Source organism: Marinomonas sp. CT5 (genome assembly GCF_018336975.1).
Taxonomy (GTDB): domain Bacteria; phylum Pseudomonadota; class Gammaproteobacteria; order Pseudomonadales; family Marinomonadaceae; genus Marinomonas.
In genome coordinates this window covers 3,247,636-3,274,021 of record NZ_CP025572.1, presented here as the reverse complement: position 1 = coordinate 3,274,021, position 26,386 = coordinate 3,247,636, and the positions used below count along the sequence as shown (strand labels likewise).

General features: G+C 42.0%; 24 protein-coding genes. 15 read left to right on the top strand and 9 right to left on the bottom strand.

All coding sequences use genetic code 11. The features are described from left to right. Positions 1–32: 32 nt before the first annotated feature. The gene (locus C0J08_RS15710; protein ID WP_212652867.1) at positions 33–443 is read right to left on the bottom strand and encodes a helix-turn-helix domain-containing protein; all 411 of its coding nucleotides are present in this window, start codon (positions 441–443) and stop codon (positions 33–35) included. A gap of 117 nt (positions 444–560) precedes the next feature. Between C0J08_RS15710 and C0J08_RS15705 the strand changes: the two genes are divergently transcribed. The 3 genes from C0J08_RS15705 (at position 561) to C0J08_RS15695 (ending at position 3,927) form a co-directional block, all read left to right on the top strand. Continuing rightward, positions 561–1,751, top strand: a complete 1,191-nt coding sequence (locus tag C0J08_RS15705) for an EAL domain-containing protein (protein WP_212652866.1) — start codon at positions 561–563, stop codon at positions 1,749–1,751. A gap of 96 nt (positions 1,752–1,847) precedes the next feature. Further along, the gene (locus tag C0J08_RS15700; protein WP_212652865.1) at positions 1,848–3,467 is read left to right on the top strand and encodes a methyl-accepting chemotaxis protein; all 1,620 of its coding nucleotides are present in this window, start codon (positions 1,848–1,850) and stop codon (positions 3,465–3,467) included. A gap of 181 nt (positions 3,468–3,648) precedes the next feature. Continuing rightward, complete coding sequence (locus tag C0J08_RS15695; protein WP_249344330.1) at positions 3,649–3,927, top strand: YkgJ family cysteine cluster protein; 279 nt, start codon at positions 3,649–3,651, stop codon at positions 3,925–3,927. 31 nt (positions 3,928–3,958) lie between these two features. Here the strand turns inward: C0J08_RS15695 and C0J08_RS15690 are convergent, their stop codons facing one another. Continuing rightward, on the bottom strand, positions 3,959–4,336 hold the full coding sequence (locus C0J08_RS15690) for a VOC family protein (RefSeq protein ID WP_212652863.1): 378 nt from the start codon (positions 4,334–4,336) through the stop codon (positions 3,959–3,961). Between the two features lie 90 nt (positions 4,337–4,426). Here C0J08_RS15690 and C0J08_RS15685 point away from each other — a divergent pair, with 90 nt between their 5' ends. Next, positions 4,427–4,765: a thioredoxin family protein gene (locus C0J08_RS15685; RefSeq protein WP_212652862.1), complete on the top strand. Its 339-nt coding sequence runs from the start codon at positions 4,427–4,429 to the stop codon at positions 4,763–4,765. A 21-nt stretch (positions 4,766–4,786) separates the two neighbouring features. Here C0J08_RS15685 and C0J08_RS15680 read toward each other — a convergent pair whose 3' ends face one another. Then, positions 4,787–5,056 carry a hypothetical protein gene (locus C0J08_RS15680; protein ID WP_212652861.1) on the bottom strand — a complete coding sequence of 90 codons (270 nt, stop codon included), beginning with the start codon at positions 5,054–5,056 and terminating at the stop codon, positions 4,787–4,789. Between the two features lie 121 nt (positions 5,057–5,177). Here C0J08_RS15680 and C0J08_RS15675 point away from each other — a divergent pair, with 121 nt between their 5' ends. Continuing rightward, positions 5,178–6,116 (top strand): N-acetylmuramoyl-L-alanine amidase-like domain-containing protein, encoded by a 939-nt coding sequence (locus tag C0J08_RS15675; RefSeq protein ID WP_212656330.1) that lies wholly within the window; start codon positions 5,178–5,180, stop codon positions 6,114–6,116. Between the two features lie 9 nt (positions 6,117–6,125). On the opposite strand, the gene C0J08_RS15670 is transcribed toward C0J08_RS15675, so the two are convergent. Then, positions 6,126–6,533 (bottom strand): DUF2721 domain-containing protein, encoded by a 408-nt coding sequence (locus tag C0J08_RS15670; RefSeq protein WP_212652860.1) that lies wholly within the window; start codon positions 6,531–6,533, stop codon positions 6,126–6,128. A 278-nt stretch (positions 6,534–6,811) separates the two neighbouring features. On the opposite strand from C0J08_RS15670, the gene paeA reads away from it, so the two are divergent. Beyond that, complete coding sequence (paeA, locus tag C0J08_RS15665; RefSeq protein ID WP_212652859.1) at positions 6,812–8,089, top strand: polyamine export protein PaeA; 1,278 nt, start codon at positions 6,812–6,814, stop codon at positions 8,087–8,089. A gap of 37 nt (positions 8,090–8,126) precedes the next feature. After that, positions 8,127–8,720, top strand: a complete 594-nt coding sequence (locus C0J08_RS15660) for a glutathione S-transferase N-terminal domain-containing protein (protein ID WP_212652858.1) — start codon at positions 8,127–8,129, stop codon at positions 8,718–8,720. 60 nt (positions 8,721–8,780) lie between these two features. Here the strand turns inward: C0J08_RS15660 and C0J08_RS15655 are convergent, their stop codons facing one another. From C0J08_RS15655 to hflK (C0J08_RS15640), 4 genes are read right to left on the bottom strand one after another with little or no spacing between them, the layout of a single operon-like run. Further along, complete coding sequence (locus tag C0J08_RS15655; protein WP_212652857.1) at positions 8,781–10,763, bottom strand: cation-translocating P-type ATPase; 1,983 nt, start codon at positions 10,761–10,763, stop codon at positions 8,781–8,783. Then, complete coding sequence (hflK, locus tag C0J08_RS15650; RefSeq protein WP_212652856.1) at positions 10,760–11,803, bottom strand: protease modulator HflK; 1,044 nt, start codon at positions 11,801–11,803, stop codon at positions 10,760–10,762. The genes C0J08_RS15655 and hflK (C0J08_RS15650) overlap by 4 nt, the downstream gene beginning before the upstream one ends. Further along, entirely contained in the window at positions 11,800–12,852 is a 1,053-nt protein-coding gene (gene hflC, locus C0J08_RS15645; RefSeq protein WP_212652855.1) for a protease modulator HflC, read from the bottom strand. Before hflC ends, hflK (C0J08_RS15650) begins: the two co-directional genes overlap by 4 nt. Before the next feature lie 9 nt (positions 12,853–12,861). Next, positions 12,862–14,844, bottom strand: coding sequence for a protease modulator HflK (gene hflK, locus C0J08_RS15640; protein ID WP_212652854.1), 1,983 nt, complete (start codon positions 14,842–14,844; stop codon positions 12,862–12,864). A gap of 472 nt (positions 14,845–15,316) precedes the next feature. Between hflK (C0J08_RS15640) and C0J08_RS15635 the strand changes: the two genes are divergently transcribed. The 8 genes from C0J08_RS15635 to C0J08_RS15600 all read left to right on the top strand — a co-directional run bounded on the left by C0J08_RS15635 (position 15,317) and on the right by C0J08_RS15600 (position 25,235). After that, positions 15,317–15,622, top strand: a complete 306-nt coding sequence (locus C0J08_RS15635) for a hypothetical protein (RefSeq protein ID WP_212652853.1) — start codon at positions 15,317–15,319, stop codon at positions 15,620–15,622. Positions 15,623–15,639: 17 nt separating this feature from the next. Next, entirely contained in the window at positions 15,640–16,017 is a 378-nt protein-coding gene (locus C0J08_RS15630) for a hypothetical protein (RefSeq protein WP_212652852.1), read from the top strand. A gap of 3 nt (positions 16,018–16,020) precedes the next feature. Beyond that, positions 16,021–16,431, top strand: a complete 411-nt coding sequence (locus tag C0J08_RS15625; RefSeq protein ID WP_212652851.1) for a hypothetical protein — start codon at positions 16,021–16,023, stop codon at positions 16,429–16,431. A gap of 169 nt (positions 16,432–16,600) precedes the next feature. Beyond that, positions 16,601–18,184 (top strand): ABC-F family ATPase, encoded by a 1,584-nt coding sequence (locus C0J08_RS15620; protein WP_212652850.1) that lies wholly within the window; start codon positions 16,601–16,603, stop codon positions 18,182–18,184. Between the two features lie 143 nt (positions 18,185–18,327). After that, entirely contained in the window at positions 18,328–18,714 is a 387-nt protein-coding gene (locus C0J08_RS15615) for an MmcQ/YjbR family DNA-binding protein (RefSeq protein ID WP_349304773.1), read from the top strand. 225 nt (positions 18,715–18,939) lie between these two features. Next, on the top strand, positions 18,940–20,838 hold the full coding sequence (locus C0J08_RS15610; RefSeq protein ID WP_212652848.1) for a PhoX family protein: 1,899 nt from the start codon (positions 18,940–18,942) through the stop codon (positions 20,836–20,838). A gap of 367 nt (positions 20,839–21,205) precedes the next feature. Next, positions 21,206–23,626 carry a putative bifunctional diguanylate cyclase/phosphodiesterase gene (locus C0J08_RS15605; protein ID WP_212652847.1) on the top strand — a complete coding sequence of 807 codons (2,421 nt, stop codon included), beginning with the start codon at positions 21,206–21,208 and terminating at the stop codon, positions 23,624–23,626. A gap of 46 nt (positions 23,627–23,672) precedes the next feature. Next, positions 23,673–25,235 (top strand): FMN-binding glutamate synthase family protein, encoded by a 1,563-nt coding sequence (locus tag C0J08_RS15600; RefSeq protein WP_212652846.1) that lies wholly within the window; start codon positions 23,673–23,675, stop codon positions 25,233–25,235. A gap of 82 nt (positions 25,236–25,317) precedes the next feature. Here C0J08_RS15600 and C0J08_RS15595 read toward each other — a convergent pair whose 3' ends face one another. Continuing rightward, the gene (locus C0J08_RS15595) at positions 25,318–26,379 is read right to left on the bottom strand and encodes a protein-glutamate methylesterase/protein-glutamine glutaminase (protein WP_212652845.1); all 1,062 of its coding nucleotides are present in this window, start codon (positions 26,377–26,379) and stop codon (positions 25,318–25,320) included. Between the last annotated feature and the right edge of the window lie 7 nt (positions 26,380–26,386).

The window sequence follows — 26,386 nt, the reverse complement described above, 5'->3', positions numbered from 1 at the left end:
AAAGAGACGCTTTTTTCTTATTTTTAATGCGCTTATTGATCTTGTTTTCTTTGCCAGCGGTGTAACGCCTTTAATTGTTCTAATAATAAAGACTTATTGTCTGGTGTTAACTCGCTGAAAAGCTTAAGCACGGCTTGAGAGTCATGTTTGAGTAATAAATGCTCTACATTTTCTTCGTTATTTCCTTTGTTATTTTCTTCCTGTTCCTTTTGCTTTAAAAAATTAGGGATGTTGCTTAAGGGTTGTTCACAGGCAGCGTAAAGCACGGAAGGCTTAGTTCCTAACGCTTTTGCTAGTTTTTGTAATACCTTTTGTGACGGTTGCCTCAAACCTTTTTCGATTCGTGAAATATTGCTGGTAGCCATATCAGCTTCCAGTGCAATTTGTTCTTGAGTCATTTTGCGTTGAATCCGCAAAATTTTTATAACTTGGCCAATATTCATGGCGAGATTATCCGTTTAATTTTGCCAATAGGGCAAAACCTGTTGGGCAATTCACTTGACAGTTTTTGCCTATTAGGCAATATTGGAGAACTTTTGTGTCTGAAAGACAAATAATCAATGATGATTTGTTTTAATCGAAGCATGCAGTACAAGGATTTTTTGGTGAAAACACGGGGTTTGAATACTGAGCGTGATTGGCAGGAGTTACAAGAAACGAACAGTGGCTTTATTGTTTTAGACAGTAATGATCTGATGGTTTCCTGTAATGATAAGTACTCAGCTGCAAATAGCAGCCGTGCTCTTCCACTAGATTGCTTCTGGTTAGATTCGGAACAGCGCATCTTTCAGTTTTGTGAATTCAAAGGGATTGTCGGAAAAGAGATCAAACTGTTATTCACTCCTAGTGATAGTGAAACTTATAGGGTGAAAGTGTTGGTTGAAGCATTCCAACTATTTGACCGAGAATATTACAGTTTACTGATACAAAATGATCAAACTGCAATAAATCAAGATAGTACTTTAAGTTCTTATCAAATGGCTCAGGCGCTTAGTGCTGACCTGAAAAAAAATCGGCTAAAGCTGAATTATCAACCTCAAGTAAATATTGTTGATAATAGTCTCTACGGTGTCGAGGTGTTAGCTAGGTGGTCAAATAGCACGTTTGGAAGTGTTACACCTGATCACTTTATTGCTCTTGCTGAAGACTTTGGGCTCATCGCAGAATTAGATTTATGGGTACTACGCCAGTCTTGTCAGCAACTGGCATTATGGCGAGATAGGGGAATTCATATTCCCATTATTGCCGTTAACTTCTCTCCACTGAGTTTTCAGTCCCCCTCTATTAAAAATGAGATTCAATCGATTTTAAATGATAACAACATTCTAGCCTCAAGTTTGGTCATCGAGGTGACAGAAAGTAAAAAAATAAAGCCGTTTGATTCCTTTATTGATGTGATAAGTGAACTCCATTTAATGGGCGTTAATATTTCTTTAGATGATTTTGGAACGGAATATTCCAATTTAAAAAGGCTTCTGAAATTTCCTGTGTCCCAATTGAAACTAGACAGGGCTTTTGTGAGCGAATTGCCAGCTAGGTTTTCCAAGGAGTTGAGCGAAATCGTGCTCTCAATTAGTGAAAAGCTCGGTGCTGTGACTATCGCAGAAGGAGTGGAAACACAGCAACAACTGTCTTGTTTAACGGCGATGGGATATCAGATTGTTCAAGGCTACTTTTATACCCCGCCTTTATCTGCTTTAGAGTTCGAGAGTTGGTTGTCTAGCATACGAATGTCTAAAAAAAATAAATAATTAATTATAAATCATATGGTTAAAGCGCAGCCTTTAAAAGGATTTATGTCGTATGTGTTGTTTTAGTTTAATTTTTTAAAAAAGGTGCGAGGAAAAATGTTAAGGAATATAAATATTAGATCACGTTTACTGATGGCTTTTTCAATCATCATACTTTTACTGGTCTGTCTAGGAGCCGTCACCATGACTGCCATGAAGAATATTCGGACTAACTCAGAAATGATTGAAACGAATGTTTTGCCTGCTATTGCTAGTTTAGGTGACGTAAACAGTAATTTGATGCGAGTAAGGATCTTTACTTTAAGGTTGCTCAATGAAGTTAACGAAGTTGATAAAAAAAGAACGTTAGCTTTACTAGAAGAAGTTAAGAAAGAAGTGGATCAGTACCGATCAGAATATGAGGCCACCATTTATCTGGATAGTGAAAAGCGTTTATTTGGCGAATTCACGAAAGCAGAAGATAATTATTATAAGTTGCAAGGTGAAGTGGTTTCTTTGTCTATGAAGGGAAATGAAGATGCTGTTAATACCTTAGTACCTGATATGAACAAAGCTGCGGACAGTATGGTTCGCCTTTTGAAGGAAATTGTCAAAGCGAATCAAGAAGGGGCCGATGAAGCCAGCGCAGATTCTTTAAATCAGTATGAGGAAAGTTTTGCGTTAATTATTGTTATTATTGTTGTGGCAGCAGCAGGGGCATCCATCATTGCTGTCGTTCTATCAAAAAGTATTAACAAGCCCTTACAGGAGGCGGTGATCTCGGCAGAAATAATTGCTAAAGGAGATTTAACACAGCCGATTACTGCACAGGGTAATGATGAACTAACTCGCTTAACCACAGCCTTAAAAGCGATGCAGGTTAATTTGCGTGAAGCCATCGTACATATTGGGGATTCTTCGAGTCAACTAGCTTCGGCGGCTGAAGAGTTAAGCTCCGTGACAGAAAGCTCTTCAAATAGTTTGACTCTGCAGAGTGAAGAGGTTCAACAGGCTGCGGCGGCGATTACGCAAATGAGTTCTGCGGTGGATGAAGTGGCCAGAACGGCACAACAAACGTCAGAAGCGTCTGCCGAGTCGGCGAAATTAGCTGCGGAAGGTAAGGCTCGAGTGAGTGAGACCACTACGGTTATCCTTGATATGAATGAAGAGATGACCACGAGCACGCGAGTTATTAATCAATTGGCTGAGCAAGTGGCATCAATTGGTCAGATCTTAGATGTGATTCGCGCCGTTGCAGAACAGACTAACTTATTGGCTTTGAATGCCGCTATAGAAGCGGCTCGTGCAGGTGAAGCTGGCCGAGGCTTTGCCGTAGTGGCTGACGAAGTAAGAAGTCTGGCACACCGAACGCAAGAGTCGACTGGCGAAATTGAAACCATGGTTCGACAAGTTCAACTTTCTGCAAATGAAGCCGTTACTTCTATGGAAAGTAGCAGTCAAAAATCCAGCCAAGCCCAAACGGTTGCCGCTGAAGCGTCTAAAGCTCTGGAGCAAATTACCGCTCGTATCGTGGCTATTAGCGATAGTAACCATATTATCGCCAGTGCTGCGGAGGAGCAATCGACAGTAGCAAAAGAAATTGATAGCAATATAGCTACGATCAGTGACTTGGCGGCACAAACTGTGGTGGGAGCAAATCAAACCAGTGCAAGTACCACAGAATTGACTCGTTTGGCTATTGAGTTAAATGAATTGGTTATTAAATTTAAGGTATAGCTTTCTCCCCTTAAGTTTTTAATTTGAGTGATTTAGTTTGGTTGATTTATTGTCTATTCATATCTTCCAGGCTAGATCACCTGTATATTGCTGGTTTCGTTGTGATCTTTAGTCTTAAACTCCAAAGGCCATAACACAATCCACACGTCTTGGTCTTACACCGTTCTCTATGAATATCGCTTTGAAAAACATTGCCCAGTCAGAAGTGACTTGCTCTAACTGCCAAGCGTGCTGTTGTCGCATGGAAGTGATGATTATCAGCGAGACTGGTGTTCCAGATAAGCACATCTCAGTGGATGAGTGGGGCGGAGAAACCATGCTGAGACTGGATGATGGCTGGTGCTCGGCCGTAGATAGGGAGACATTTCGTTGTACAATTTACGAGAATCGACCATGGATTTGCCGAGAGTTTGAAATGGGTTCAGATGAATGCAAGGAAGAATTTAACATAACGAGGTAGCCACTCAGCGTAGCTACCTCATTAATGTGCTTTATAGTCTATACATAGCGCAAAGCTTATTGCCAGATGGGTCTCTTAGGTAAGCAAGATAGAGCTGAATGGATCCTAGCGAGCGAATACCAGGTGCGTCTTCACAAGTGGTGCCACCATTTTTAATACCTGCTTCATGCCATGCATTAACCATGTCTTCAGATGTGGCTGAAAATCCTATAGTACTGCCGTTACCATGTGTTGCTGCTTCGCCGTTAATGGGTTTTGTTATGGCAAAAGTGCCCGTGTCTGTGCGATAAAAACATCTTCCTTTCGGATCAACAAATCCTTCGTTGCAACCCAGCGTTTTAAAAATGGCGTCATAAAATGTTTTTGATACTTGTACATCGTTAGCGCCTAACATAATGTGGCTAAACATGGTGTATTTTCCTTATCCTGTGATTATTGTTTGATTTTGTTTTATCTCACAGGGATTGAGGTTATTCAAATATTGAAAAGAGGATATTTTATGCAGGCACTGACAAAGGGCTTTAACTCAGAATATTCAGAAGAAGCCCCTAACTTAGAAGAGATAGAGAGCCTGAGTGGGGTGGCTATTTTAGAATTTGGCACCCCATGGTGCGGTTACTGTCAGGCTTCTTTTCGTGCTTTGGAAGAGGCGATAAAACCTTATAAAGAGGTTGCTCATATTAAGGTGTTTGATGGCAAAGGCAAACGACTGGGGCGTCAGTTTGGGGTGAAATTGTGGCCAACGTTGATATTACTCAAGGACGGACAGGAGGTGGATCGCGCAGTGCGTTTTACCTCTGTCGATGAGGTTCGTACGCTTTTGGCTAAAGCACTTTAAGGGAGTAAGCGCTGAGTGTGATCAGACTGTGATATCGATTAGTCGGCCAATGGTCTTGTCGGAAGCGTCGATCACTTTCGCATTAGCTTGCGCTTCTAGCTCACTGCTTTTGGCTTCGATTAAGCCATCCTGAATCAGAGAACCATGAAGGCCAGTAGCTTTGTTTGTTGAAGGCTGACTTAATGTTTGGGTGGAGGCCTGAGCAACTTTCTGACTAGCCTGATCTAATTTTTCTTGGCTACGGTGGAGTCCTTGCTGGCCATATGGGAACGACATATTGTTGATTTGCATGGTGCGGCCTTTTATTTTCAGTGGATGTTTATACTAGCATTAAGGTGTTCATTTTTTAAGCCGTTTTTTGTCGGCCCAATGACAGGCTTTATTCATAAATAGGGTAGGAAAGAAAGTGTCTATGTTTAAGTGTATGAAAAACGTCTTCCTTGTGGGTATAACCACTTTATTCTTGTCACCTGCTATAGAGGCTGCCAATACTATTAATGATGCGAATAAAGTGCTTTTTCTCCAGACAATTAATGCTAATGCTGACCAATTGAATTTGTCTAATGCTTCTCGAATGATGTCTCTGAGTCAGATTTTTTTAGGTGCAGAATATGTGGGTGGTAATGTCGGTGAAGGCAAACATGGGCAATATGACAAAGACCCTTTAACGCGTTTTGATGCATTTGATTGTACAACCTATGTAGAAACTGTAATGGCTGGAGCCATGTCGGCTTCTTCTGATGAATTTATAGCGAGATTAATAAGCCTGCGTTACAAAGAGGGGAAAGTTTCTTTTGTAAAACGTAACCATTTTCCAAGTTTAGATTGGTTTCATAATAATCAAGATAAGTTGTTAGATATTACACCTGATGTGGCAAGCGGAGGGGCTAAAGTTGCGGAAGCCGTAATTGATAAATCTGCTTGGTATCAGAACTTAACTGGCGATGTCATGCGTTGTGATGCAAAAAAATCGAGTTCTTGTCAGTTATTATTAGCGAAGTTACATCAGCAAGGAGAAGGCTTTAAGCCAGAAAAAGCTTACCTGCCTTATGTTCCATTGACTCAAGTTTTTTTGGGTGATGACCACCATGTGAATCAAGCTTTATTAGATAGAATTCCTTCTGGGAGTGTTATCAGTATGGTTCGCCCAAATTGGGCGTTAAAAAAATACATAGGCACAAATATGAATGTGTCACATCAAGGGCTTGCGATTCGTAAAAACGGTACACTTTTTCTTCGTCACGCCAGCTTAACTCATAAAAAAGTGATAGATGAAAACTTTGCTGACTACTTTGCACAGTATCCTGAAACCTCGTCTTTGCAAGGTTTTAATGTTCAGGTGTTACGGTAATGATAATGGCTATTTTTTACGATGTTGCTTCTTAAAGTTGGTACTAAAGTGTTGTAAATGCACTTCTAACGCATCGCAAGATATAGTGATTTCTCTAACGGATAGATACAGAGAGTACATTAGGCAAATCAGACTTGCGCCAAAGATATAACTACCGACTTGTTGGTACTCAAGATAAATAGCCATCATGGACATGACACAAAGAAAAAAGCTTATAACCCCCGCTTCCTGCATACGACGGATAAGGTAAATACGTTTGCGTAAATTGGTGATTTGTTCGGTGGTATTTGCATCTTCAAGTTTTGGATCAAAATTACGAATAATCGAAGCCAGTGTCACAAAACGGTTGGTATAAGCCAGTAGTAGCAATGACACCGCAGGGAACAACATGGCGGGCGTGGTAAGAGTGATAATCATGATTTACCTTTTGAAATCTTTGCATGACAATTGTGTTTCTGACATTTTGCAAAAGTCTATTTGATATCGAATTAATGTTTTTTTAACGGCTCTTTTATTGCTTTATTCTACGTCTTCATAAGGCTTTTTAGTATCTTATTTTAGCCTTCTGAAAGTATAAAAAATAAGCATTGTATCACTTCAAGTTCCTTCTATAATGCCCCAATATTTATGGCTTTACGCTCTATTGATAGCCTGTTTTTAACCTTCCTAGTGTCTGGAAAGTAAGCGAGAAAATAATGAATGATGTTTTTAGTATTGGCTTGTTAATTGTTGCCAGTGCATTGTTTGCTATGTCTGAAATAGGCATGGCTGCAGCGAGAAAAATAAAGCTAAGGGTGCTTGCAGAAGAAGGTAATTTGAAAGCGCAGGCCGTACTGAATCTACAGCAAAAACCGGGTGCGTTTTTCGCCATGATTCAGGTTGTTCTAAACGCAATTGCTATTTTAGGTGGGATTGTTGGTGAGCAAGCACTTACACCCTACATTAGACAAATGATTAGCTTGTTTTATTCTGGGCCATTATTAGACCAGATAAGTTTTGTCTTTTCCTTTCTTTGCTTAACGTCGCTGTTTATTTTGTTTGCAGACTTGTTGCCAAAACGGTTGGCGATGATTATGCCTGAAGCTGTAGCGACTCGAATGGTGACACCGATGTTGTGGGTGACTTTTGTGCTCACTCCTGTGGTTTTCTTGTTTAACGGTTTTACTAATTTGATTTTGCGTTTGTTTAATGTGCCGATTGAGCGTCAAGAAGTCGTCACCACGGAAGACATAGTTGCCATGATGGATGCCGGCGCAGAAGATGGCAGCTTGCAGAGTCAGGAATATCAGCTAATTGGTAATGTGTTTGAGTTAGAAACACGCAATATTGCCAGCACGATGACACCTCGTGATCAGATTATTTATTTTGATATCGATGATACTAGTGAAGAAATCAGCCAAAAAATCATTGATCATCCCCATAATGACTTCCTTGTCTGTAATGGCAGTTTGGACAAAATTGAAGGCATTATTGATTCGAAAGAAATCCTACGTCTGGTGTTGAAAGGTGAGCCAGCTCAGATCAATCCAGACAAGGTAGATAAAGAAGTGTTTTATTTACCTGAAACTTTGACTCTTTCTGAGGCGCTTAATGCTTTTAGAATGGCTCCTCAAGCTTTTGCTGTGATTGTGAATGAATATGCCACCATTGTTGGTATTGTTACTGTTAAGGACCTACTAGGTGGTTTTATGAATGGTTTGTTAACGCCTCATGATGAAGAGCAGATCGTTCAACGTGATGCTAATTCATGGTTGATCGAAGGCCTGACTCCAATCAATGATGTGATGCGCAGTTTAGACATAGAAGAATTTCCAGATCGTACTCAATATGAAACGCTTGGTGGTTTTATTATTTATAGCTTGAAACGCTTGCCGAAACGGACCGAATTTTTCATCCATGAAGGTTATAAATTTGAAGTATTGGACTTAGAAGGAGTTAGAGTTGAACAGCTTTTAGTGACCAAACTAAAGTAACCTGTAGTAATCATTAGTAGAGAAAGGAAAAGCCAGTATGCAATTAGTCGTGGGAACCTTATCAACTTGGTCGCTTCGTGCACTTATGTGCGGACAGGTTGCTGATATTAAGCTAGATCTTATTCCGATTAATTTAGAAAAACAGGGATATAAAGCCGAGGTATTGAAATATTCATCGACTGGATTAGTGCCAGCGCTGCTAGTGGATGATTTTGTTGTGCATGACTCCTTGGCGATTGCAGAATATTTTAACGAATGTTCTGATGGCGCTTTGTACCCAAAGAATCAATTAGAAAGAGCACAAGCAAGAAGCCTTTGTATGGAAATGCATTCGGGTTTTATGAATCTGCGCGGCCGATGTCCGTTTACATTCGATGATGTTGCGCCCTTGGGGGAATTGAACGAAGCGTTGAGAAACGAGGTTGAACGTATTGAAATGATTTTTGCTCAAGCAAAAGGACCTTTTATGTTTGATCAAGCTGGAGCTGTAGATGCTTTTTATGCAATTCTTGCCTTTCGATTGAATGCTTATGGCGTGTTTTTTAATGGTAAAGCGGGTGAGTATCAACAGAGCTTATTGAGCTGGCCTTTGTTGCGGCGAGCGATTGAGCTGGCAAAGGGTTTTAAATAGTTTCCAAGATGACCTTTTGACTTAAAGAAAAGGTCATCTTATTTCTCGTCAAAAAGGATCTTATTGAACCATCTTGTCCGATGGCTTTTCTGTCTCCCCTAAAACTTCTTCAAATCTAAGCAATCGCCCCGTATTCGCGAGTACCAGCAGCGTGCTTAGGTTGTGTAGAATCGCGGCAATGACGGCACCAGCCATACCAAAAACACCAAATGCCGCGGCTGCCATAATGGCGACTGTCCAGCTAAGTCCAATGATGACGTTAAAGTGAAGCGTTCGTCGGCATCGACGACTTAAACGTACGCAAGTTCCTAAACGGCGTAAGTCACTGCCGATGAGGACGATGTCCGATGAAGCCAAAGCAATATCAGAGCCGCCGGCTCCCATGGCAACGCCCACTACGCCAGCTTTTAATGCCAAAGAATCGTTAATGCCATCTCCAACGACAAGTGGTTTGAAGCCTTTTTGAATTTCCCCCGTGACTTGCTTTAATTTGTCTTCCGGTAAGGCTTGAGCGATTACTTCTGTAATGCCGACTTTTTGGGCAAGGGCGACGGCGACAGATTGTCTGTCACCAGTTAATAATAATTGTCGGCCTATACCGAGCTCTCGTAAATCGGCTAAAGCCTGCTTGGTTTCGGTACGGAGTGTATCAGCGAGTAAAAACCAAGCGAGAAACTCGCCATTAAGAGATAACCCTGCAATTGGACCATCATGCTCTGGGATTTCAGTGATGTTAATGTCTAGTTGAGTAAAGAGCTCTGGTCGTCCCAATGCGACTTCACCTTGCACTGAATTTGCTACAACACCTAAGCCTTGATATTCATGTACGTCATGTAAATCTAAATAGTGTTCACGAGAACATAAACTTGCTAAAGCACGACTGACTGGGTGACCACTAGAGGCGCCAAGACTAGCGGCAAGCTGATACAGTTCTGTCTTGGGTACAGTGGTTTGGGGGGAAACTTGAAGGTCTTGCAGACTAAGTGTTCCATGAGTAAGTGTGCCTGTTTTATCCACGATCAGTGAATTTAACTCGGTAAATTCTTCTAAAAAAGCCGAGCTGCGAATTAAAATGCCATGCCGTGCTGCAACCGCAATACCTGCAATAGAAGCCGCTGGAGCCGCTAGTACAAGGGCACAAGGGCAGGCGGCAACAAGAACGGCCAGCATGGCTTGGGCGTCATAAGTTAAGAACCAAGTAATGGCTGCCACCATCAGAACTAATATCATGTATTGGCCTGCATAACGTTCTAATAAACGCGTTATGGGCGGTTTGGCTTGTTCTGCTCTTTGCATCAGCGCGATGACTTTACCTAATGTGGAAGCGTCGCCTGTGCGCGTGACTTCAAGGCGCAGCAAACCGTCTAAGTTGATGGCACCACCAAAGACTTCTGTTCCTATTGTTGCTTCTTGTGGTACGGATTCTCCGGTAATCGGCGCGGTATCAAGACTGGCGATGCCATCAAGCACCACGCCATCGGCAGGAATTCGGTCGCCGGCGCGAACTTCAACAATATCGCCAGTGTTTAAGGTTAAGTTTTCCACTTCGATGACGGTGCCGTCAGCATTGACTTTGCGGGCTTTGCTTTGCGTTAGGGCGCTTAGTGCCTCAATTGCCTCTTGAGAGCCAATAACACTGCGTTCCTCTAGTATATGCCCAAATATCATGATGATAGGTAATAGCGCCGCTGTTAATAAATCACCTGTGGCCCAAGCTCCCAACATAGCTAGAGCAATAAGTTGGTCGGTAATGCCATGTAGGCTTGGGTGTTTGAGGCTATATAAACTGGACTTTAAAACTGGAAAGGCCACCATGATTGAGGCACAGCCAAGTAAAAGTTGGCTAACTCCTTGTTGTTCTGGAAACAACCAGTTCCAAACCAGTCCAAGTGCTAACAAGCCGAGAGCCACCATCGCTAAGGTCAGCTGGCGGGCGGCTGTACGTTTCTCTTTTTGGCTAAGCATGTCTGCGCCAAAATGAATATGGCTGTGTCCATGGTCATGGTGTCCGTGAGAATGGTGAGAGTGAGTGGACTCGCTCATGGTTGTTTGCCCTGTAATATTAATCTGGAGTCGTCTTCAGGATTGACGGTTGTCACCGAGCCTGCTTTTGAAAGAATGGTGTTGATGCGTTGACGATAAAGTCGCCATAGTAATCCTGGGTCTGACAGTGCAGTTTGGTTGGTTGCTAAGCCATGAATGGTTGCTGTGTCCGTTTGAGCTTTGGCAAGTCTTTCATTCGCTTTGGCCTTGGCTTCTTGCAGAATGCTATCTGATACCTGGTTCGCTTTTTGACGTATTTCGGCGGCTTTATTGTTGGCCTCGGCAATGGTTTGTTTAGCTAACTGGCTGGCGGTTAAGACAGCGTTAAATGCATCAACAGCCTCTACAGGAAGATTGGGTTGAATATCGACACGATCAACACGAATACCTAAGTTCGCTCCTGATTGTTGCAGAGAAGAGAGGCTTTGATTGATAGTTCGAACTAAGTCATTACGTAGCTGCTCACGCTTTTGTGCGGATTCGGCACTGGAGCCAACTAACTCAGGTCGTGCAACAAGAATGGTATCGAGGTCTCGAGAAGCCGATACAATGACGGCACTGCGTTCAACAATTCTATCTAAAGCGAATTGAATGTGTTCTCCCTGCATAACATAAGCATAGGGGTCGGTTACCTTGTAGAATAAATGCACGCCAATCTGCACGACACCGAAATCCCCTGTTAATAAATATCCCTGGCCGGCCGTGGCGTCATCGGCCATGTAGCTAAAACCCCTTTGCTCAACGTCTTTAGGGCGAATCAATGTTTGTACGGTACGGTCGACGATACGATCTGCCGCAGGAACGATAATGACTTGCTCAAATGGTTGTGGCCAAGCTAATAGCAATCCAGAGTTTTGGATGCGATCAATGGCACCAAAGGCAAGTACAACGGCGCGATTTTCTGGACCAATTTGTCTTATGTTACTGGTTAACCAACCAAAGGCGGTGATTAGAGTAATCGCATACAAAGCGATAAAAGCCAAACGCCCAGCCTGAAACCAGTGACCAATTGGCTCGCCTGCTTTCTTAGCAAAAATCATGGTCGTTTAGCCTCTTCTTTTGTTTCTCTGGAACGTAGGGTGTTATTGGGTTTCAAAAAAAGTGCGGGTCCATCGACTAATGCATTAAACGGGGCTGCATCAGTGCGCAGGACCAAATGAGTATTTGGATTAATAATGCTGCTTAAGGTATCCAAAGAACGTAGTAGATCGTAAAGTTGCGGTGCTTGTGCATGGGCTTTGCCATATATATTGGCAGCGTCGACGAGCGATTGCGCTTCAATGTCTGCTGCTTTTACCGTGGCGTCGGCTTTTAAGATTCGAGCATCGCGCTGAGCCGTTGAATTGATTTCTGCGGCTTGGCGTTTCCCCTCAGCGGTTCGCTCAGTTGCTATTGTTTCCCGTTCAGCACGCATTCTGTCAACGGTAGCTGCTAAAGTCACCACAGGTAATGTTAAGCGTTCAATGCCAACTTGAACAACGCGTACACCGTAAGTATCTAATAACTGTTGCTCAATTTGTTGGCGTACTCTCTTTTCAAAATCGATAATTTGTACTTTGCTTGCGTCGGTGTTGACTAAGTTAGCTAAGTTAAAGCTGCTAGCGCTGGTTTCTAAAGCGGAACCGACAAAAGTACGCAGTTGACGTGCGGCTTCGTCAGGTTGGTTTTTTACTGCGCGCATAAATCGTTTTACGTTTTTGTCGTCAGCTTTGACCTGCCATACCACATAAGCTTGTACTATGATTCGTAGACCATCCCGTGTACCGACATCTTGTAAGCCACTAGAAGTTGTTCGTAAGCGTAAATCAACGGGGGTGGAAAGTTCAAAAGGGACAGGCCAGTGCCAAGCCAAACCAGGGTCCAATAAAACACGAACTGGGTTGCCAAACCGTGTAATTACTTCTGCTTCGCCTGAGCGGACTTGTACTAAACAAGCGGCAGCAGCGGCGAATAAAATTAAAAACAAGGCAAAGCTTAAACGTCGAAAATATGAGGACTTTTTTTCATCGGCTTTAGGGTGATGGTGTGTGTGATCCACATGTGGCTCCGCAGTTGATTCGTGGTCATGATGAGGATGTGACGGATTCAAGGGAATCTCCTAATTGGTTTTCGCTTTATTAGTAGAATCGACAGGGGCAACGAAGCTTCTGAAATCGATGGTTGGGGCATGACTTGAAGTGATTCTGTCATCAATAATCAAGCTGTTTACTTGGCTCATATTGTCGCTGAGTAAACGGTAATATTGTTCTTTCAAAAAGGTATCACCTGCGTTGTTTGATGCAGTATTTTCGGCATTAAACTTAATTTGCGCGGCTTGTGCTTGGCTCAATGTGTCTTTGACATTGGCTTGGGCCTGATTTTTGATTAGGCTGGCTTGTTGTTGAGCGCTATTCATTAGCTCGGCGGCTTTGCCTTTTTCTCTCGCAATAAGAGCCTGTACCTTAATTTGTGCCGCTTGCACCTTATGGTAGGCATTTGCGGCCTTAGCGGGCGGGTGGATGGCTTCGACGACGGTAGCAAGCAGTTCAACACCACTGTTTAAATTGTCTAAATCGTTTTGTACCGCTGAATTTATATCTTGAGCAAGAGCAGTACGTTGTTCACTGAGTAAATCATCTAGGGTTCGGCCTGCAAAGTCATGAACTAATACACGGCTTGCAGTACGGCGTATGAGCGTGGCTAAATCCGTAGTGTTGTATGTCGCATTCAAGGCGTCTTGGTTACTCAGGCCAATTCGGTAGACAAAACGCACATCCATATCGACAATTTGAAAGCTTTGTTTGTCTTTTTGACTGCTGGCAATGATCTGAGACTTTTCACTGTTATGAGTGGCATCCCAGAGTCGGTTGGCTCCTGCAGGAGCTGGTCCTTCTGCGGGCGCTAATTCTTCCTTTTTTGTATCTGAACGGGTGGTGGCTAATTCATGCACGACACCATTTTCAACCATGATGACGCGACCCAAAGGCCAAGGTAAACCTAGGTGTAATCCAGAAGAAATCACCGCTACAGGTTTACCGAATTTTTCATAAATACCCCGCCCATTAATAGGGATTTCATAGACGGAAGTGAGGCCCCAGCCAGTTAATGCAATGACAGCAATGACAGGAAAAAAAGCACGGCGTATAAAGCGAAACGCCCAGACTTGCCTAAGATCAATTCCAAAACCTTGTTGAAGGCTATTCTGTATTAGTAGCAACGGCCTAGGGGGCCAACGTAGCAACTCTGCTAGAAAGCTAATAGTGGTTAGCTTAGGTTCCAAACTAGGGCGGGATGGTGAAAAAATAGATAGGATGGCGCGAATAATCAGCTCAATAGCTAAAAGGTAAGGAAGTAAACCAATTAGCACCGCTAAACGAAAAGGCCAAGTAGCACTGGTACTTGCATAGCCAAGACAAAGGGCGCTGATAACGAGAACCAAAATTGTCATACGTGTCTGCATGGCTAGGTTGCCAGCTTCTGGCCATTCGTCTTTGTGGTTGGCTAAATAGCGTTCGCCGACTAATAATGCAAAGGCAATTAAAAGAATAGTTCCGGCTATTAAATAGGCGAACTTGCTGGTAGGTAATATAGGAAGATCTAGACGCCAGACAGAATCAAGAGAAATCAGTGCTATCGATGCAAGGGCAATGATCCAGATAACATCTTCACCAATTGCGTTCTTAATTGGAGTTATGTGCTTTTCATGAAAACGTGAAAAGAACACAGAAATAAGATTTGGCTTTTGTTTATCGTCTTCTGATGCATTGGTTATTTCTGAAGCCGTGTTTAAATTTATTGTTTGATTCTCAGCCGAGGAAACATCAAAAGCTGAAAAGGTACTTGCTCTCCAAGTGCTAACTCGGTAAGACGATTGAAAGGCGGCAACTAGTAAGGTTAAGGCCGCGCTAATATTAATAAGAATGGGTAACCAGATGCTATCTGGAGAAAAGAGCGCACAGATTAATCCGCTGAAAAAGAAAATAGCACTGAGTATGGCAATACTAATGCCCCATGACAGCAAGCGTCGACGGTGTAACATCGCTTGTTGAAAACGAGGTATGGATGCCAGTTGTGCAGAACCAGTTTCTAGGTCAACTCTCATTCCGTCTCCGAATAGAATATGTGTTGGCAGGTTGTCGTCAGATGTGTTTGGTTGGAATGTTAGTGTATAACAAAATACTTTAACTATATCCTATAGTAAGCAATCGCTTATCCTTTTAGACATTTTTTTACTTATTTTTATGGTAAAGGTAAAGAAGTTGCATGAATTCTCCATTGGCCTTTTCTTGATTTATTTATTCTATGTTACCGAATGAAGCGAATTTTTAAATAATAACCAGAAAATAAGCAAAGAAAGCGTGTTTTCCTGTAGGTATTTGACCAATATAAATTTACCACGTAGTGTAAATAGCGAAGTTTAAGAATGTTTTCTTGTTGGTTTTTTAATTTTTTAACGATAAACCTGACGAGAAATTTTTATTACTTTTTCTATAGTATTTAACAATGTATTCAGTTTTTTGTCGCTACATTGGCGTTGAAAAGTTAATTCTAGTTCTAAAAAGGAGAATCAAGATATGGCTACAACAACCAAAAGCACGACCCAATCAAAAGCACATGAAAAAGTAGACAGCGCTGCACAAGCGGCCCATAAGGGCGTTGATAGCGCCGCTGAGATGAAAGAAAAGAGTCAAGAGCGCATAGAAGAAGTGGCTCATCAAATTAGCGAACAAGCTCACAAAATTGCTGATACAGCTAAAGTTCAATCTGAAAAAGTGTCTACGGCTGTTGGCGAGTACGCGAAAGAAAATCCAGTTAAAACTATCGGTATTGCGTTCTTAGCTGGTGCCTTGGCAGCTAGTTTCCTTTGCAAGCGTAAATAAGCGAAGGAACGTTCTAAATGGAAACACCACCGCGCACGGATTCAGAACAAGATAAATCTGATATAGATGATGTCATTGATACTCATAAGAGTTGGCTGAAAAGTGTATTAGGGTTGGGAGCATTAGAGGCTAAACTGTGGGTTGCATCCAGTGCTCAGCTTCTTGCCCTAATGTGCGGTGTGATTTTCCTGCTTCTTACTACTTGGTTATTATTAATAGCCAGTATCGCCGCTGTAGCATGGAGTTACGGCTTCTCTCTCGTTGGTATCCTATTCACTGCAACCATTGCGACTTTTCTTAGTTCTTTTGTACTGCTTTATTTGGTTAAAAAGACCTTAAAAAGCATGAATTTTGCTCGCACATTAGATGCCGTTATACCTACGGATGAGGATTAGCCAATGTTTGGTATTAAACGCATGCACCAACAACGTGACCGTTTGTATCGAAAAACACAGCGTTTAGAAAAACAAGCCAAAGCGTCACGTGAGCGGGCGATTGACCATGCTCTTGAGAAAGCAACCAGTCCAGAAGGATTGATTGCCAGTTTCGTTCTCGGTGCATCAACGCAGCTAGATATCACTCGAAAGGCTAGAAAAAATATCCTCAATGGCGCGACCAAAGAGGTAATGAGTTTTTTGATATCTCAACTCAGTGCTTACTGGAATGCTGGCATGCAAAATCAGAGCGAGCCTGAGCAGCCCAAAGATCCGCAAACACCTTCCGATACTAATGAAGACGTGCCTGAAAGTGGCGTGGTAAAAACCGATCAAGACATTGATGATGTGTTTCCGAGCAAAGAAAATTCCTAACATTTTGCTTTTATCCAAGATTTCTTGAAACGCTTTATCAAAAAAACACCTTATTCCTCGACTTTGTCACCGTAAATCACTATATTCGCCCACCTTTATGTTTATATTTTGTACGCTCAAATGGCGGCAAATTTGAACGGTTTTCTATTTTCTTTTTCAGGACTCTCTTTTGATTTCCACGGCTAATATCACCATGCAATTTGGCGCAACGCCATTATTTGAAAACATCTCAGCGAAGTTTGGTAACGGTAATCGTTATGGCTTAATTGGCGCCAACGGTTGTGGTAAATCCACTTTGATGAAAATCCTCAGTGGTGCATTAGTGCCAACGTCAGGCAACGTTTCTATTACACCGGGTGAGAAAGTCGGTACCCTCAGTCAGGACCAATTTGCCTTTGAAGAATACTCTGTTGTCGATGCGGTTATTATGGGGGATGTTGCTCTTTGGAAGGTAAAACAAGAGCGTGATGCCATTTACGCTAAACCAGAGATGAGTGAAGAAGACGGCATGCGTGCCGGTGAACTGGAAGCCGAATTTGCTGAAATGGATGGTTACAGTGCAGAAAGTCGTGCTGGTGATATTCTTTTGGAAGCCGGCATTGCGGAAGAGTTTCATTTTGGCCTGATGAGTCAAGTGGCTCCCGGCTGGAAGCTTCGTGTATTACTTGCTCAGGCACTTTTTGCTAATCCAGATATTTTGCTATTGGACGAACCAACTAACAACTTGGATATCCATACGATCAACTGGCTGGCTGGTGTTTTGAATCAACGCAAATGCACCATGATTATTATTTCCCATGACCGTCACTTCTTGAATTCGGTATGTACTCACATGGCCGACATCGACTTTGGTGAATTGCGTATTTATCCAGGGAACTATGAGTATTTCATGGAAGCCTCGTCTTTGATTCGTGAGCAGCTATTAACCGAGAACGCGAAGAAAAGCGCCGAAATGGACGACCTTCAGGCGTTTGTTAATCGCTTTTCGGCTAATGCCTCGAAAGCAAAGCAAGCCAGTTCTAGGGCGAAGAAATTAGAAAAAATTGAGCTGGCAGAAGTTAAGCAATCTAGCCGAATGACACCGTCGTTGACCTTTAAGCAAGATAAGAAGCTCCATCGTCATGCGTTGATTCTAGAGGATCTTGGTCATGGCTATGATGAATTATTATTTACTGGCGGCGACATGATTCTAGAGGCTGGCTCAAGGCTGGCGATCATTGGTGAGAACGGTGCGGGTAAAACGACGTTCTTACGCTGCTTAATGAAAGAGTTAGATGCCAAACAGGGTGAAGTAAAATGGGCTGAAAATGCCGTAATAGGTTATTGCCCGCAAGACAGTACGGAAGATTTTGACTGCGATTTAACCTTGTTTGACTGGATGTCTCAATGGCGAACAGCCAAACATGATGACCTAAAAGTGCGTGCTATGTTAGGCCGCTTGTTATTCACGGCCGATGACTTTAATAAAAAAGTACGAGTTTGCTCCGGTGGTGAAAAGAACCGTCTGTTGTTTGGTAAGTTGATGATGATGGATCTCAATGTTTTGGTGATGGACGAGCCAACAAACCATATGGATATGGAAGCGATTGAAGCGTTAAACAATGCGTTGCTCGACTTCGATGGAACACTCATCTTTGTTAGCCATGACAGGGCATTTGTATCGTCTTTAGCAAATCGAGTGATCGAGATAAAAGAGCAAAAAGTGGTTGATTTTCAAGGCACTTATGATGAGTACCTTGCTCACCAAGGTTAATGCTTAAAAGCGTGATAAAACGAAAGCCGCTTACTGGATTTGTTCAGTTAGCGGCTTTTTTATTGATGTGTGAAAGTAAAAACGACTTGCGATGATCCCGTGTCTTTATCAAGATAAGGACGTTCACAGCATGTTTTAGAGGAGTGGTTTTTTTGGATATTAAAACGTTGAAGCTCTACTTGCTTTCTAAGCCGGAGGCAGAGGAATGTTACCCCTTTGATAATGAAACAGCAGTATTCAAAGTACAGGGGAAAATGTTTGCTTTGCTGTCACGAAAACAAGGCCAGCAGTTACTTAATCTTAAGTGTCAGCCTGATCACGCTATTGAGTTACGCGATATATTTAAAGAGATTTTCCCCGCTTATCATATGAATAAGCGTCATTGGAACTCTATTATTTTGGATGGTGATTTACCCGATGGTGAAATTGAAAGATTAGTCGATCATTCCTATGGTTTGGTAGTGAAAGGACTAAAGAAATCCATTCGAGAAGGTTTAGAAGTTCGCTATGCTGGAGAAATCTATAAATAATAAAGCTGCCTTTGATCATATATATTTCTGCTTCTCATCTTATTGTTTTCTAGCCTGCAAATAAGTTCGTCGTTTCACTGTCATTTCTACGTAATGTTTTATCAGTAAATTTAATTCAAGATTCCTTTTGCAGGGCGGGAATTTCACTTAAAAAATCTGATTAAACCAGTTGTTAAAGGTCAACTAACTAAGCAACTGATATTTTATAGAAATAGGGGCAGTGTTATGAATAGTAAGACGAGTATGAAGTTAAGTTTTGATGAATTAGATGAATTGGTACGTCCAGCACCTGAAGCTGTAGAGTTCGAAGAAGTGGCAAATAAAATGGTTTCTCGTCGCGGCTTCTTAGGTGGTGGTGTGGCGGTTGGCGCGGGTGCCTTTGTAATGGGCTCAACGACATTAGCGGCAAGTAAAGCGTTAGCCGCAGAAACAAATGAATCACGTCTTGCGTTTAGCATGGTGAAAGCCAACACCTTAGACACGGTCACGGTTCCAGAGGGATACAAGTGGGAAGTGGTTGCTTCTTGGGGAGACCCTTTATTCAGCAATGCTCCTGCATTTAATGGTAAGACAGGTGGCACAGGAGCTTCTCAAGAATTAGCTTTTGGTGATCACAACGATGGTATGGCCTTCTTTAACAAAGATGGCAAACAAATTATGGCCATCAACAATGAATACACGAATGGCGATACTCTTCATGCCAATCGCTCTGATGGCATGCCTGCTAATGCGGATGATGTGCGTAAAAACAAAGCGGCTCATGGTGTCTCTATTGTCGAAGTGGATCAACGTGGTGGGAAATGGGGCATTGTTCAAGACTCCCCATACAACCGTCGTATTACTGCTGATACTGAAATGGATATTACAGGGCCTGCACGTGGTCACAAGTGGATGCAGACCTCAGAAGACCCTAAAGGTTTGGTAGCTAAAGGAACGTGGAATAACTGTGGTAACGGTCAGACCCCTTGGGGTACTTATTTGACCTGTGAAGAAAACTTCAATGGATACTTCACCGCCAGTAAAGACTACAAAATGCCTGATGCTTACAAGCGTTATGGCGTGAGCACAGAAGGTCGTTATAACTGGGCATTAGCCGATGATCGCTTTAATTTGGATAAAGAGCCTAATGAACCAAATCGCTTTGGTTATATCGTGGAAATTGATCCACTCGATCCAACATCTCGCCCGAAAAAACGTACTGCTTTAGGTCGTTTCAAGCATGAAAACGCTGAACTTACCATTGCGGCAAATGGTCATGTTGTGGTTTACCTTGGGGATGATGAACGTGGCGAGTTCTTATACCGCTTTGTGTCTAAACACAAATATCTAGCGGGTGGCAATAATCGTGATCTACTCGAAGAAGGCACTCTATATGTGGCTAAATTCCATGATAATAATCGTGGTGAGTGGGTTGCATTGACCCCAAAATCGACAGGTATGACGGAAGCTGAAATTGCCATTCATACTCGTATGGCCGCTTCTAAAGTCGGTGCGACAACCATGGATCGTCCTGAATGGGTTGCTGCACACCCACATAAAGCTGAAGTTTACTGCTCATTGACCAACAACAAAAACCGTGGCGTTAAGCCAAATGCTGGCGGCGATGAAACCCCAGCTAAGGGACCGAATCCTCGCGTGAAAAACAACTTCGGGCAAATTGTACGCTGGGCTCCAATGGATGCAGATCATACCCATAAAGAGTTTAAATGGGATCTGTTTGTGTTGGCGGGTAATCCAGCTGTGTATGATGACGCGAATGCAGGTTCTAAGAACATTAACCAAGACAACATGTTTAACTCACCAGATGGTTTGAAGTTTGATTCGAAAGGTTTGTTGTGGATTCAAACGGATGGTAACTATTCGAATGAAAAAGGCTTCCAAGGGCAAGGTAATAACCAGATGCTAGTAGGAGACCCTGAAACCGGTGAAATTCGTCGTTTTCTTGTTGGACCAAAAGAATCTGAAATTACTGGTTCAGCATGGAATGCTGAGCGCACCACCATGTTTATTAGCATTCAACATCCAGGGGAGAAGGGGAATTCTCACTGGCCTGATGGTGGACAGTCTGTGCCACGTTCGAGTGTGATCGCTATTTCTCGAGAAGATGGTGCGGTTATAGGCTAAGGTCGTTATAAGTACATCTTTGAAGCCTGTGAGAAAACGTCATAAAGGTCATAGAACTTGAAGACGGCGTCATAGAGCAATATTGTTTTTATTATAAAGCCAGTATGATTTTTATACTGGCTTTTTTCATTTTTAAATGGCTAGCTTTCACTTTCTTTTGACGTGTTTAATAGCATGATATAGATCACTAATTGCATAAATTTTTTTTATACTTTCTTGTTTAACTGATAAGAAAGTGCCAATCTTGGAGGTTGGCAGATCGAACAAAGTTGGTGTTATGTCAGATTGCCTTACGGGATATCAATTAGCTAGTATGGAAGCTATTGCTGTTATGCAGCTTGAATCATAGAAGTTTAAGTGAGTAAAAATGGGTGTTGTGTTATCTAAATCACTATTTACTAAACAAGCTATTTTAACGTTAGTGCTTGCGGTAGTTTTAAGTTTAGTCAGTAGTGGGATTCAGTTTATTGAAGGGGTAAAATCCCAGAAAGTAGAAATAAACCAAGATTTCGACGTATTGCTTTCAGCATTAGAAGAGCCAATGTCTGAAGCCATTTTTAGGTTAGATACCACCTTTGCTCAACAACAAATCGACAGCTTACTTTTCAATCCTGCTATTTTTCATATCGAGGTTCGTGATGACTCTGGTGGGATATTTGTCGAGGCAACCGCATCTAAACGTAATTATTTTGTATCTTCTTCATTAGCTAATTATTTTTTATCAGATTTACAGAATTATAATCGTGAGTTAAGGTTAAAAACACCTGAATTTCATGCCGGACATTTGTCTATATTGCCTGAAAAGCGTTATCTACTTGAGAAGATATTGAACGAACATCTTTCTAACTTGATATATAATTTATTCAAAGATGTATTGTTAGCTTCTTTAATATCATTAGTTTTTTACTTTCTAGTTACTTATCCTCTAAAACGTTTAACCCAATCTTTAGCGACAGCCAACCACAAAGAAGCGCTGCCGTTGTCAAAATCGTTTTATCGGCAGCATAGAGCAGATGAACTTGGTAATTTGCATTCTACTTTTTCTCAATTATGGGACAAATTGAACATCGCCCTTAATAATTTAGAGCGCAGTAATAGTCATACTAAAGCTATGATTGAGCACGCTGCTGATGGCATTATTCTATTAGATGAAAATAATAGAATAATTTTAGTTAACACCGCTGCTGAGTCTATGTTGAAGAAAAAAAGTACTGATCTTCAATCTCAATCATTAGATGTGCTACATGCACCGTCTTCTTGGCTCGGCTTCTCGGCTATCTTAAATACACTTGAATTGAACTCTCCGACGACTGTAGAAACTTTTTTTCGGATACAGGGCATTGAATTACCGGTAGAAATTCGATTGGCACGATATAAAGTGCTGGATCAAGTCGAAACTTTACTTTTGATTCGTGATATATCCGAGCGCAGAGAAGCCGAGGAGCATATTCATCGTTTAGCTTATTATGACTCTGTTACACGGTTGCCTAATAGGCAATATCTGGCGGATAAGCTTGATAGTGCTTTAAAAAGTAAATTGAAAAGCCATGAACGGAGTTATTCTGCTGTTGTCTTTATGGATCTCGATCGATTTAAAACTCTTAATGATTCATTGGGGCACAATGTTGGCGATCAATTACTTTGTAGCGTGGCTGTTCAACTTTCTTCTTTGGTAGAAGAGAATATTGTCTTTGCCAGAATGGGGGGGGATGAATTTGCATTTTTATTAACTCATTTAGGTGACAATAGAGCACAGGTTGAAAAAGCCGTGTTTGGCTTTGCTGATAGTGTTATGTATGCCTGCCAGCAAGTCAAAACAGTGGGTCATCATGAAATTCATACCACGGCAAGCTTAGGTGGAACGATTTTCTATGGCGAGGAAGGATCAGCCGAAGTTGTTTTGAAGCAAGCAGACACCGCCCTGTATCGTGCAAAAGAGTCTGGTAGAAATACATTCGCTTTGTATAAACCAGAGATGCAAGCTGTCTCTGATGCTCGACTAGAAATGGAAAAAGCACTTCACCATGCCACAGAATTTAAGCTATTTGAGCTTTATTATCAGCCTCAAACCAATGATAAGAATGAACTAATTGGCGCTGAGGCGCTGATTCGTTGGAAAGATAAAGAAAAAGGTTTTATCTCTCCAGCAGAGTTTATTCCGATTGCCGAAGAAATTGGACTCATTGTTGAAATTGGTCATTGGGTATTAAATGAAGCCTTGTCTCAAGTGGCGACTTGGTTAAAAGAAGATAAGTGGCAGATGTCTTGGCGAATATCTATCAATGTCAGTCCCATTCAATTTCAACAAGTTGGTTTTTTACCTATGCTGAAATCACAGTTAGAGAAGCATGATGTGCCAGCCTGTTGTGTTGATTTAGAAATCACAGAGAATATGTTGTTGAGTGATTTGAATTCCTGTCTCAAAAAAATGAATGAAATAAAATCCCTCGGTGTTCACCTTTCTATCGATGATTTTGGTACTGGTTATTCTTCTCTCAAATATTTAAAGTCTTTACCGATAGATAGATTAAAAATCGATCAGTCTTTTGTGCGAGACCTGCTTGTTGATAAAAGTGACGAGGCGATTGTTCATGCTGTCATTGCAATGGCAAAAGCATTAAACATTAGTGTGCTTGCTGAGGGAGTAGAAACTTTACTTCACTATGAAAGATTAAGGGAGATCGATTGTTTTTACTATCAAGGTTATTATTTTGGACATCCATTACCAGCGAAGGCGTTTATTGCTGAATTTGTCCATGATTATCCGACATTAAAACCTTCTTCTTAGCGTAGAATTATGGTTTAAGCTTATATTTAATAATAAAGAGGTTGGTATGGATTTTTTGTCTTCGGCGGCGACATTGACTATTCATTGGGGCGCGTTGTTATTTGTTTTTATACTCTTCCTTGTGTTGATTTCTATTGTGATCATGTATTGGGTAGATACACATCAAACCACTCATACGATTAGACGAAATTACCCCGTTGTCGGTCGATTCCGATATCTCTTTGAGCACTTAGGTGAATTTTTTCGCCAATATTTTTTTGCAATGGATCGAGAAGAGAGACCATTTGACCGTGCTGAGCGCTCTTGGGCATATCGCGCTGCGAAAAAAGTGGATACCACTATTGCTTTTGGCTCAACTCGGTCCCTTGAAACACCAGGTGACATTTTCTTTCTTAACTGCGCTTTTCCAACATTAGATGAAGACGCGTCACAGCCTAAAGAAATTTGTATCGGCGAATTTACCGCAAAAAAGCCCTATCGCACTCGCTCTGTGGTCAATATTTCAGGTATGAGTTTTGGGGCTTTGTCTAAACCTGCAGTGCAAGCCTTATCAAAAGGCGCACGTAAAGCTGGCATTTGGATGAACACAGGCGAGGGCGGATTGTCACCCTATCATCTTGAAGGCGGATGTGACCTTGTGTTCCAAATTGGTACGGCAAAATACGGTGTGCGTAATTCAGAAGGGCACTTGGATGATGCCAAATTAGCCAGTTTGGCTGCGCATGAAAACGTACGGATGTTTGAAATTAAGATGAGTCAGGGCGCTAAGCCTGGTAAAGGCGGTATGCTGCCTGGCGCGAAAGTAACAGAGGAAATTGCCCATACCCGAGGTATTCCTGTTGGTCAGGACTCCATTAGTCCGAATGGTCATACCGATATAAAATCCATTGATGACTTATTAAACATGGTTCGTCATGTCCGTCAGGTCACTTCCAAACCCGTTGGCTTCAAAATGGTCGTTGGAGATTTGAAGTTTTTTGAAACCCTGTGCGAGTTAATCCATAAAAAGGGCATCGATTTCTGTCCTGACTTTATCACTATTGACAGTTCCGATGGTGGAACTGGCGCAGCGCCTCAGCCGTTAATGGATTATGTGGGGATGCATTTACGTGAAAGCTTGCCGACTGTTGTGAATATTGTGACCTCCTATGGCTTACGTCGCTATATTAAAATTATTGCTTCTGGGAAATTGATTGTTCCAGGAAAGGCCGCTTGGGCCTTAAGTGCGGGTGCTGATTTTGTGGTTAGCGCTCGTGGGTTCTTGTTTTCGTTGGGTTGTATTCAAGCGCTACAGTGCAATAAAAATACCTGTCCAACTGGGATTACGACTCATAATCCTGAGTTACAGAAAGGTTTGGTTGCCGCTGAAAAGTCTGAACGAGTAGCGAATTATGCCGCACAGTTGTTGCATGGCATTGGGATGATTGCACACTCTTGTGGTGTCAAAGAGCCTAGAGAGCTTAATCGTTCACATGTTCGTATTATAGAAAATCAAAGCCGATCAGTATTGTTTTCTGAAGTGAATCCAATGCCCAATGTTCGGCCTGAGTTTATTAATATAATAGCCATGCCCGAAAAGCCTGCCTCTATGGAAGATAGGTTGCAATAAGAGAACTTACTGATTTGCATTTAAAAACGGAGATACTGCTTTAACTTGCTATCTCCGTTTTTTTTATAAGTGTCGCAGAACATTAGCTGGTTTGTTTAGACGGTGTTTTGCGTAGCTTGCCGATAAATGTTTCTTTTATATTGTTTAATGGCGTCACTATACTTGCAGCATTCATTTCTACCGCGACCCTTGGCATACCATACACAACGCATGACGACTCATCTTGTACGACAGTAAACCCTCCTGTGTTTTTTATCGCTTTTAGACCACGAGCGCCATCTTTCCCCATACCGGTTAATAAAGTGGCAAATGCGTGACGACCAATTTCATCAGCAACGGATTTAAAAAGTACATCAACGGAAGGGCGATGGCCTGCTACTTTTTCAGCCTTAAATATCTCGGTGTAGAGCTGGCCATTTGAGCGGATAACTTTCATGTGAAAATCACCAGGAGCAAGGTAAGCCACTCCTGGACGAATTAATTCGCCCCCTTGTGCTTCAACAACAGTAAAGTCTGTCGTTCTGTCTAATCTACTAGCAAAAGTAGAAGTAAAGCCAGCAGGCATGTGTTGAACAATCAGAAGGGCAAAATTCGCACTGGGAAGTTGTCCAAGCAAGTAATTGATCGCTTCTGTTCCTCCCGTAGAAGCGCCAATAGCAAGTACTTTATTGGAAGTGAAGGATTCTTTTGTTGAGGAGGGAGAGGGAGGTGAGGTGTGATCAATGCCCGTCTTAATATTACACGCTGCCGCCATACGAATTTTCTTGATGACCATTTTTTGATAACGCAAGAACATTTCTTTTTGGTTGAGCTGTGGTTTTGCAATGTAGTCAACGGCACCTAATTCTAGTGCTTTTAATGTTGTATCCGCGTTTGCTTTTGTCAGTGTTGAGATCATCACAACAGGAGTTGGTTTGACCTTCATTAATACCTCAAGAAAACGTAAGCCGCTTACTTTAGGCATTTCAACATCTAAGGTAATGACATCAGGAGATAGGTCATTCACCATTTGCTTGGCTTCAAAAGCATCGTTTGCTGCGCCGACAACTTCTAAGTCTGGGTCCGATTCAATGACTTCCCGTAGAACTTTTTGTATAGAAACAGAGTCATCGACAATCAGTACCTTTGTTTTTTTAGATTGCATAGTGCCC

What these genes read in the sequence shown, in the direction of transcription:
- C0J08_RS15710 (WP_212652867.1), bottom strand. Translation starts at nt 443, where the DNA reads ATGAATATTGGCCAAGTTATAAAAATTTTGCGGATTCAACGCAAAATG.
- C0J08_RS15705 (WP_212652866.1), top strand. Translation starts at nt 561, where the DNA reads ATGATGATTTGTTTTAATCGAAGCATGCAGTACAAGGATTTTTTGGTG.
- C0J08_RS15700 (WP_212652865.1), top strand. Translation starts at nt 1,848, where the DNA reads ATGTTAAGGAATATAAATATTAGATCACGTTTACTGATGGCTTTTTCA.
- C0J08_RS15690 (WP_212652863.1), bottom strand. Translation starts at nt 4,336, where the DNA reads ATGTTTAGCCACATTATGTTAGGCGCTAACGATGTACAAGTATCAAAA.
- C0J08_RS15685 (WP_212652862.1), top strand. Translation starts at nt 4,427, where the DNA reads ATGCAGGCACTGACAAAGGGCTTTAACTCAGAATATTCAGAAGAAGCC.
- C0J08_RS15680 (WP_212652861.1), bottom strand. Translation starts at nt 5,056, where the DNA reads ATGCAAATCAACAATATGTCGTTCCCATATGGCCAGCAAGGACTCCAC.
- C0J08_RS15675 (WP_212656330.1), top strand. Translation starts at nt 5,178, where the DNA reads ATGTTTAAGTGTATGAAAAACGTCTTCCTTGTGGGTATAACCACTTTA.
- C0J08_RS15670 (WP_212652860.1), bottom strand. Translation starts at nt 6,533, where the DNA reads ATGATTATCACTCTTACCACGCCCGCCATGTTGTTCCCTGCGGTGTCA.
- paeA (WP_212652859.1), top strand. Translation starts at nt 6,812, where the DNA reads ATGAATGATGTTTTTAGTATTGGCTTGTTAATTGTTGCCAGTGCATTG.
- C0J08_RS15660 (WP_212652858.1), top strand. Translation starts at nt 8,127, where the DNA reads ATGCAATTAGTCGTGGGAACCTTATCAACTTGGTCGCTTCGTGCACTT.
- C0J08_RS15655 (WP_212652857.1), bottom strand. Translation starts at nt 10,763, where the DNA reads ATGAGCGAGTCCACTCACTCTCACCATTCTCACGGACACCATGACCAT.
- hflK (WP_212652856.1), bottom strand. Translation starts at nt 11,803, where the DNA reads ATGATTTTTGCTAAGAAAGCAGGCGAGCCAATTGGTCACTGGTTTCAG.
- hflK (WP_212652854.1), bottom strand. Translation starts at nt 14,844, where the DNA reads ATGAGAGTTGACCTAGAAACTGGTTCTGCACAACTGGCATCCATACCT.
- C0J08_RS15635 (WP_212652853.1), top strand. Translation starts at nt 15,317, where the DNA reads ATGGCTACAACAACCAAAAGCACGACCCAATCAAAAGCACATGAAAAA.
- C0J08_RS15630 (WP_212652852.1), top strand. Translation starts at nt 15,640, where the DNA reads ATGGAAACACCACCGCGCACGGATTCAGAACAAGATAAATCTGATATA.
- C0J08_RS15625 (WP_212652851.1), top strand. Translation starts at nt 16,021, where the DNA reads ATGTTTGGTATTAAACGCATGCACCAACAACGTGACCGTTTGTATCGA.
- C0J08_RS15610 (WP_212652848.1), top strand. Translation starts at nt 18,940, where the DNA reads ATGAATAGTAAGACGAGTATGAAGTTAAGTTTTGATGAATTAGATGAA.
- C0J08_RS15605 (WP_212652847.1), top strand. Translation starts at nt 21,206, where the DNA reads ATGGGTGTTGTGTTATCTAAATCACTATTTACTAAACAAGCTATTTTA.
- C0J08_RS15600 (WP_212652846.1), top strand. Translation starts at nt 23,673, where the DNA reads ATGGATTTTTTGTCTTCGGCGGCGACATTGACTATTCATTGGGGCGCG.
- C0J08_RS15595 (WP_212652845.1), bottom strand. Translation starts at nt 26,379, where the DNA reads ATGCAATCTAAAAAAACAAAGGTACTGATTGTCGATGACTCTGTTTCT.